Genomic DNA, 7,246 nt, shown 5'->3' with positions numbered 1-7,246 from the left:
TATGTGTTCCAGGGATTAGGCAAAGGCATAACCGCAATGTTTCAGACAATAATGCGTGAAACCGGTTTTACATTATTCTTTGCGATTCTGTTGGGCGTTGTATTGAATTATGGTGTTTGGGGTGCTTGGATGGGTATTGTTTTAGGTGAAATAGTCTCAAATAATCTAACTGGTGTTTGGGCTGATTGGCAGATAAAAAAATTAATTGATATTAATGATTAAAGACCATTAATATCTTCAAAATATATTATATCGTCACAGATTGTGTTGACAAGGTCCATGTCATGGCTAACGAGCAGGAATCCCATTTTCCTTTGTTTAACTATTTTTAACACAGCATCTAAAATCTGCACTTGAGTGATTGCATCAAGCATTGTTGTCATTTCATCAGCTATTAAAAATTTTGTTTTTGGATTCAGTGCCCTTAAAACGGAAAACCTTTGGAGTTCTCCACCTGATAGTTCCTGTGGAAATCTTGTAAACCAGGATTTCTGAATTCCGAACTCTGATAAGAGAGTGTCATCCACATTCCATGATTCTTCCAGAACATCCTTCATTTTCCATTTTGGGTTCATGACTTTTTCCGGATGTTGGTAAATTAATTGCACTGGGCAGAATTCCTTTTGAGGCAATGGATTGCCGTCAAGTGTCACTGTCCCTTCGAAGTTTGTCAGATATCCTGAGAGTATTTCACACAATGTTGACTTTCCAACACCACTGTCTCCAACCAAACCAACAATTTTATTGTTGTCCAGATGTATGTTGATGTCTCTTAACAGGTATTCCTTTGCTAAGGGATATTTAAATGCAATGTTTGTTCCTTTAAGTTCCATGTTATGCACCTTCTTCATATTTAAAACATCTGACTTTTTTATTTCCTAGGTCGATTAGTTGTGGTCTCTCGCTTTTGCATCTGTCGAATCTCATTTCGCACCTGTCGTAATATGGGCAACCTTCCGGAATTTCACCATGCAGTGGTTGGTGGCCTTTTGTCAGGTTGAACCCATTTGCTGGCAGTGCCTTGTATAAAGCCTTTGTGTAAGGGTGCAGGAGGTTTTCTCCATCACCTGAAAAGTCCTTGTTTTCAGCGATTTCGATAACATATCCTGAGTAGAATATTCCTATCCTGTCTGCCACTTCTAGCGCTGCATGGATGTCGTGTGTGATTAACAGTACTCCCACATCATCTTCCTTCATGTGTTTGAAGTGGTTTAGAGTTTCCTGCACTGTTTTTTCATCAAGTCCCGGTGTCGGCTCATCAGCAACGACAAGTTTTGGGTTTGAGAATAATGCTGTTGATACGAGCACTCTTCTTGCCATTCCTCCGGATAGTTGGAAGGGGTACATGTCATCCACTTCAGGGCCTAGGTTGTAGTGTTCGAAGATTTCTCTTTGTTTTGCCTTTTTGGCTTTCTTCTCTTCTTCGCTTTCAGTGTGTCCGATTGCCTGGTCAGAAATTTTCATTAAAGGGTCTAAGAAGTTGACTGATTGAGGAATTAATGCTATTTCTTTCCCGCGTATCTCCTCTTTGTCTTTTTGTGACAGTTCTTTTCCTTTATATTTTATTTTTCCATTCAGGTTTGCATTTTCAGGAAGAATTCCGAATATGGCATGTGCAAGCAGGCTTTTTCCAGATCCGCTGGAACCCAATACTGCCAGTATTTCTCCTTCGGATATGTCAAGTGTTAAATCTGTGATTACTTTCAAATCCCTTTGATTTAATCCTTGAGTATACTGTATGAATGAAATTGAAACATTTTCCACATCTAATAATTTATCCATAATATTCACCTACTCATTTGCACTTGTCGGGTCAAGTAATTTCTTGATGTTTTCGCCTGCAATATCGAATAACAATACAATTATCAGTAATGCCAAACCGGGGAACAATGCTAACCACCAGTTACCTGTTGCAAGGTATTTCATGGATTCAGATAATATGATACCAATTGCAGGTTCGTGCGGTGATAAACCGAAACCTAAGAATGTTACACTAGCCTCGTGCATGATTGCATGAGGGAAGATTAAAATTGTACCTACAATAATTTGGGTAATTACTAACGGCAAAATATGCTTTCTTGCAATCCACCATTTTGATTTTCCAAATCTATTGGATAACTTAACGAATTCGGATGTTTGGATTTGCTTGATTTCCGCTCTTAATACTCTTGCAAGTGAAGTCCAGTGAGTAATGGCAACACCCATGGTGACACCGAATGCTCCGCCTCCTAATGCAATTGAAATTAAAATGATCAATAATATGTGAGGAATAGATAAGAATAAATCAATCAACCATGCAATAACTCCATCCAGGAATTTATTGGTACTTCCAATGAATGCCATAGCTATTGCAATTAAACTGCTCAATATTGATGCTCCCGCACCAATTTGTACACTTAATCCCAATCCTTTTAAAGTACGGGTGAACATATCTCTTCCCATCCAATCTGTACCGAATAGGTGCTCAAATGATGGGGCTTGATTCATCGCCTGGAAATTTGTTGTGATATCTGCTGAATTAATGAATAAGCTTGAAATAACTACTGCAATCAATATGAATACGGTTATTCCAATGGTTAACAATGTTTTAGTTCTTAAATTCATTTTTCCAATTGAATTATAAAGACTTCCTTTTTCTATGTTAGCCATCTTCTTCACTCTCCTTAATTCTTGGATCTACAAAGTTATAGATTAAATCTGCAATTAAGTTGCCGCAGTATACGAATATTGCACTGAATATTACAATTCCTAAAAGAAGAGGAACATCGCTTCTAAGGCCTGCAGATACGGCAGCTTGTCCGATACCGGGATATGTGAAAATTTGCTCCACAAGAACTGCTCCACCAAATAATTCTGAAAATCCTAAAAATTGCAATGTGATTGCAGGAAGTAAAACGTTTCTAATTCCATGTCTTACAATTAAATTCCATCCTTTTTCACCTCTTGCCTTAGCAAATAAGAAGTAATCGCTATTCATTTCTTCAATTAACTTATCTCTAGTGAATAATGCAATTGAAGCCACTCCTACAATACTTAAAGTTACCATAGGAAGAATTAATCTGTTCAACCAATCCCAGAATGATACATGTTCACTTAAGGTACCAATTGGCACTCCCAAACCTGTTGGGAACCAACCGAGGTATACGCTAAATATCATTAAAATGATTAATGCAATCCAAAATGTTGGTGCGGATTGTAGAATGTAACAGTAAACTTTTATTGCTTTGTCAATTATTGTATCTTTTTTAAATCCTGCTAATATGCCTAATAAAAATCCTAAAACGCCAGATAATGCCCAAGAAGAAATCATCAAGACTAATGATGCAAAAAATCTTTCTTTAATAACATCAATTACAGGCATCCTAAAAATTAGTGAATTTCCAAAATCTCCTTGGATAATGTTTCCAAACCAGTTTGCCATTTTTGAGGTAACAGGTTCATTAACACCCCAATATGATTCTAAAGCGGCGACCTGTTCTGGTGAAACGACCATATTGCTGATATATGTTTTAACAGGATTGATAGGTGACATATCAATAAGTAAAAAGCTCAATAATATGACAAAAACAAGCAATACTAAAAACCTAACAATTTTCTTTCCTAAAAATTTCATTAATTTCTCATGTTTTGTCATAATAAATGCTCCAAAAAAGGGAAAAAGAGGGAGTTAAATTAAAAAATTTAACTCTATTTTTTTATTTTTCTATTGAAGAAACACGGTGCCAGTCATAGATGTTACCGAATACATCTCCTCCGTGAGGTTGTAATAATTGGGTATCATTGGAGATGTCTAAACTGTCATCTACGAAGTATCCGTATTTAATTTCCCCAACCCATAACCATGCTGCATCACCTTTAGGGGAAATACCAGTATTTCCGTCCCAGGATACTGCGGACCATTCAGCAAATGAAGAGTTACGGTCGGATTTCATTGCGTTGTCAATGTGTGCGTCCACTGCACTGTTGTTAATGAGAGATGGGTTGTTGTATCCAACTGCTGCTTGGTCACTGTAGTATTCAGACCACATGGTGGATGGATCGGTTGAACCGAATCCCCATACGATTGGGTCAGTACTTTTTATAGCGTCCATTTCATCCCAGTTGGAACCAGTAGCGTTTACTTCAATTCCAAATTCTTTTGCTTGTTCAGCAACAGTTACAGCAATTGCTTGTCTTTCGGATGCATCTGATGGATAGTATAAGTTAATAGATGCTTTTACTCCATTTTTTTCAACAATTCCGTCACCATCGGTGTCTTCCCAGCCACCTTTTTTCAAGATGTCTTTTGCTTGGTCTATGTCTCCATCTTTAATGGCTGCTTCATCATTAGCCCATGGTAATTGGTGAGCAATTCCATCAAAGTTAGGGTATCCAAATCCGTTTAATGCACCTTCACTAATAGCGGTTCGGTCAATACCGTAGTTTAATGCTTCTCTGATAGCTTTGTCGGAGGTAATGTTGTTTCCGATTGGGTTTCCATCTTCAGTTGTAGCACCGGTATTGTTTTGCATAGGTAATGAAATACCTCTTACGTCAATGGTGTCTTGTAAGAACATTGTGTATCCGTCGACAGTTTCATTAGCGTATGCTAAAGGTACTGCACCAACGTCTACTTCATGATTTTTAACTGCATTGAATGCAGCATCGTTTTGTTCGAATAAAATAGTTAATTTGTTGAATTCAGGTTGTTTTCCATAGTAATCTGGGTTTTTCTCTAAGATTACTTGTTGGCCTTTGTCCCATTGTACAAATTTATAAGGTCCTGATCCTACAGGGTTTGCACCATAAGTTTCATTATTGTATGAATCTGATGGTACGATTCCGATGTATGCCATTTTGTCAATGAATGTGGAATCTGGTTTGTTTAATTCGAATTTAACGGTTTTTTTGTCAACTGCAGTAGCGTTATCCATACTGCTTAAATCGAGACTTGCACCACTTGCTTTAGCTTCATTGTATGTAAATGCAACATCTTCTGCATCTAAAGTGGTGTTGTCGGTAAATTTAACGTCATCTCTGATTTTTACAGTATATTCTGTAAAGTCGCTATTAGCCTCCCAGCTAGTAGCTAAATCATTTTCATATTCCATTCCTCTTGTCATTTTCAACAAGGTGGATTGGATTAATGGTTCTGCATAGTAGTTCCATCCAAGTATTGGGTCGAAACCAGCTTCTGGTTCTCCTCCGTGACTGTAAGCGGCAACTACAAGTTCATCGTCAGCTCTTTCAGTGTGTGATCCTCCCATAAGGACCGCACCTGCAATTATTGCAATTATAATCACTGCAATAATTCCGATTATGTACTTTTTATCCATATTTTTTCTCCCAATAATTTCTAAATGAGGTAATTGTCATAATTTTAGTTTATTATGTAATACTTAAATTAATAACAATCAATGAAAATTTATTAATTATTTAGTATATAAATCTTGCTAAAAAAAGTATTACTAAATCGCTTTATTTCACAAAAAAAGTATTAATTATTACTTATACGCTATAAAAAGTAATAATATTTTAAATATTTAAGTATTACTAATATTTAGACCATTTAAATACGAAGTAATAATTTTAAGGTGATGGATTTTTTAGAAAATTAAATGATTTTTCTAATTAGAACAGAGGTATTATTTGTTTTTCCTGAGGGCAACATCATGACTTCTTTGTGGAATCCCCTTGTATCCTTGTCAAGAACAGGTGAGTATAAAATTGCTCTCATTCCGGTATATGTTCTATAAATTACTGGTGTTTTTTCATCAACATATTCCCAAATATTAGCAAATACTCTATCCTTAGGCTCTGCTAGCGCTGCAATCATCAAAATGTCATAATCCAAATCTTGAATTGTTGTTTCATCTCCAACAACAATCTTAATGTCATTTTCAAGACCTAATTTCTTCAACACCTTAACTGATAGGTCTGCAACATCTTTTTGCTGTTCAATACCTATGCATTTGCATCCGAACACCTTGTTGAACATTATCAATGTCAAAGGAAGGGGGCCTGACCCCAAAAATAGGAATGTCTTGTCCTCATTGAATTTTGCTAGTTGGCTTTCATTTTCAATAAGTCCAATATATCTTTCATAAAAATGAAATGAATCAAGTGTTTCAGTAGGATTGTCAGATTCAAGAATTTTCAATGCATTTTCAGTCTCAAGTCTTGCACCGATGTAGACATAAAATTTTCTGATTAATTTCAATGCCTTGTTCATCTTTTCATCGTCCAGGATATGTTTTGCGGAATCGAAATCAATTGTCTTGTCATGTGCTATGATTTCCACATCGTCCAGTATTTCAATGATTTCATCAATATTGATATCGTCAAGTTTTGAATTTCCGAATTTGTCCAAATCACCATAGGATGATAGTTTGTTTGCGATTTCCTCTAGTTTACCCCAATATTTGTAACAGCTCATTTTTATCACATCAAAAATAACAACTTTTATATATTATTTTATTCTTTATCTATATTAAAGTTGTTAAAATTTAAAATAAAGTATTACTAAATCTTTAAAATTATTATAAAAGTAATAACTTGTTTATTTAATATTTTGAGTATTACTAAATGCTCTTTTTTTGATGAAAAAGTAATACTTTTTTGGAAGGTTTTAATATGAATATTTCAATTAAAGAGTTGGGAAATGACTTAAATTTAATCAGTGAAGTTCAAAAATTCTTATTTTCTCAAATTAAAAAAGAATTTGGATATGGTTATGTTCCAGAGTTTCATAAAGATATAAAAAATTTAAATGACTTTTATATTCATCCAAAAAGAAACAATTTTTTTATAGCAATGGATGAATCCAATAATATTATTGCCACAATTGGAATTAGGGCATATGATAAAGATTTTGAAGAGTTTAAAGGTATTTATTCAAATGATAAGACTGCAAGCATTTGGAGACTGTTTGTTGATGAGAAATATCGCAGATACGGAATTGCTTCAAGACTTTTCCAAATTGCTGAAAGATTTGCTCATAAAAACGGATTTGGTGAAATTTATCTCCACACCCACAGAACTTTGCCCGGAGCAATTGACTTTTGGACAAAAATGGGATTTAAGATAACTATTGACACTAACAATGAGTTACAGACAGTACATATGGATAAAAACATTATTAATATTGATCAATTAATGTGCACAAGTCTTCAAAATAATCACAACAATTATGTTATATTAATATAAAATTAATATTGATGAAAAGGACAGCGCTAAAAATTGGATATATCGGAACAAACTTCCACGG

Annotated in this window: 7 protein-coding genes and 1 pseudogene; 2 read left to right on the top strand and 6 right to left on the bottom strand. The window is 35.0% G+C overall.

Annotated elements, in window-relative coordinates; translation table 11 throughout:
- Positions 1-222: pseudogene (locus E7Z81_RS11940) on the top strand (MATE family efflux transporter); the annotation flags it as partial.
- Here the strand turns inward: E7Z81_RS11940 and E7Z81_RS11935 are convergent.
- The 6 genes from E7Z81_RS11935 to E7Z81_RS11910 form a co-directional block, all read right to left on the bottom strand.
- On the bottom strand, positions 219-833 hold the full coding sequence (locus E7Z81_RS11935; RefSeq protein WP_292748134.1) for an ABC transporter ATP-binding protein: 615 nt from the start codon (positions 831-833) through the stop codon (positions 219-221). The pseudogene E7Z81_RS11940 and the gene E7Z81_RS11935 overlap by 4 nt on opposite strands.
- 1 nt (position 834) lies before the next feature.
- Positions 835-1,782 carry an ABC transporter ATP-binding protein gene (locus tag E7Z81_RS11930; RefSeq protein ID WP_292748132.1) on the bottom strand — a complete coding sequence of 316 codons (948 nt, stop codon included), beginning with the start codon at positions 1,780-1,782 and terminating at the stop codon, positions 835-837.
- A gap of 9 nt (positions 1,783-1,791) precedes the next feature.
- A complete protein-coding gene (locus E7Z81_RS11925; protein ID WP_292748130.1) occupies positions 1,792-2,649 on the bottom strand; it encodes an ABC transporter permease in 858 nt (285 codons plus the stop codon).
- A complete protein-coding gene (locus E7Z81_RS11920) occupies positions 2,642-3,634 on the bottom strand; it encodes an ABC transporter permease (RefSeq protein WP_292748128.1) in 993 nt (330 codons plus the stop codon). The genes E7Z81_RS11925 and E7Z81_RS11920 overlap by 8 nt, the downstream gene beginning before the upstream one ends.
- A gap of 61 nt (positions 3,635-3,695) precedes the next feature.
- Positions 3,696-5,315: an ABC transporter substrate-binding protein gene (locus E7Z81_RS11915; RefSeq protein WP_292748126.1), complete on the bottom strand. Its 1,620-nt coding sequence runs from the start codon at positions 5,313-5,315 to the stop codon at positions 3,696-3,698.
- Between the two features lie 278 nt (positions 5,316-5,593).
- Positions 5,594-6,415 carry a nicotianamine synthase family protein gene (locus E7Z81_RS11910; RefSeq protein ID WP_292748125.1) on the bottom strand — a complete coding sequence of 274 codons (822 nt, stop codon included), beginning with the start codon at positions 6,413-6,415 and terminating at the stop codon, positions 5,594-5,596.
- A 197-nt stretch (positions 6,416-6,612) separates the two neighbouring features.
- Between E7Z81_RS11910 and E7Z81_RS11905 the strand changes: the two genes are divergently transcribed.
- Positions 6,613-7,185 carry a GNAT family N-acetyltransferase gene (locus tag E7Z81_RS11905; RefSeq protein ID WP_292748124.1) on the top strand — a complete coding sequence of 191 codons (573 nt, stop codon included), beginning with the start codon at positions 6,613-6,615 and terminating at the stop codon, positions 7,183-7,185.
- Positions 7,186-7,246 lie beyond the last annotated feature (61 nt).

Source organism: Methanobrevibacter sp., assembly GCF_015062935.1.
Taxonomy (GTDB): Archaea; Methanobacteriota; Methanobacteria; order Methanobacteriales; family Methanobacteriaceae; genus Methanocatella.
The sequence above is the reverse complement of the archived record's forward strand: the minus strand, read 5'-3'. Positions and strand labels throughout refer to the sequence as shown.

What these genes read in the sequence shown, in the direction of transcription:
- E7Z81_RS11910 (WP_292748125.1), bottom strand. Translation starts at nt 6,415, where the DNA reads ATGAGCTGTTACAAATATTGGGGTAAACTAGAGGAAATCGCAAACAAA.
- E7Z81_RS11905 (WP_292748124.1), top strand. Translation starts at nt 6,613, where the DNA reads ATGAATATTTCAATTAAAGAGTTGGGAAATGACTTAAATTTAATCAGT.
- E7Z81_RS11935 (WP_292748134.1), bottom strand. Translation starts at nt 833, where the DNA reads ATGGAACTTAAAGGAACAAACATTGCATTTAAATATCCCTTAGCAAAG.
- E7Z81_RS11915 (WP_292748126.1), bottom strand. Translation starts at nt 5,315, where the DNA reads ATGGATAAAAAGTACATAATCGGAATTATTGCAGTGATTATAATTGCA.
- E7Z81_RS11925 (WP_292748130.1), bottom strand. Translation starts at nt 2,649, where the DNA reads ATGGCTAACATAGAAAAAGGAAGTCTTTATAATTCAATTGGAAAAATG.
- E7Z81_RS11920 (WP_292748128.1), bottom strand. Translation starts at nt 3,634, where the DNA reads ATGACAAAACATGAGAAATTAATGAAATTTTTAGGAAAGAAAATTGTT.
- E7Z81_RS11930 (WP_292748132.1), bottom strand. Translation starts at nt 1,782, where the DNA reads ATGGATAAATTATTAGATGTGGAAAATGTTTCAATTTCATTCATACAG.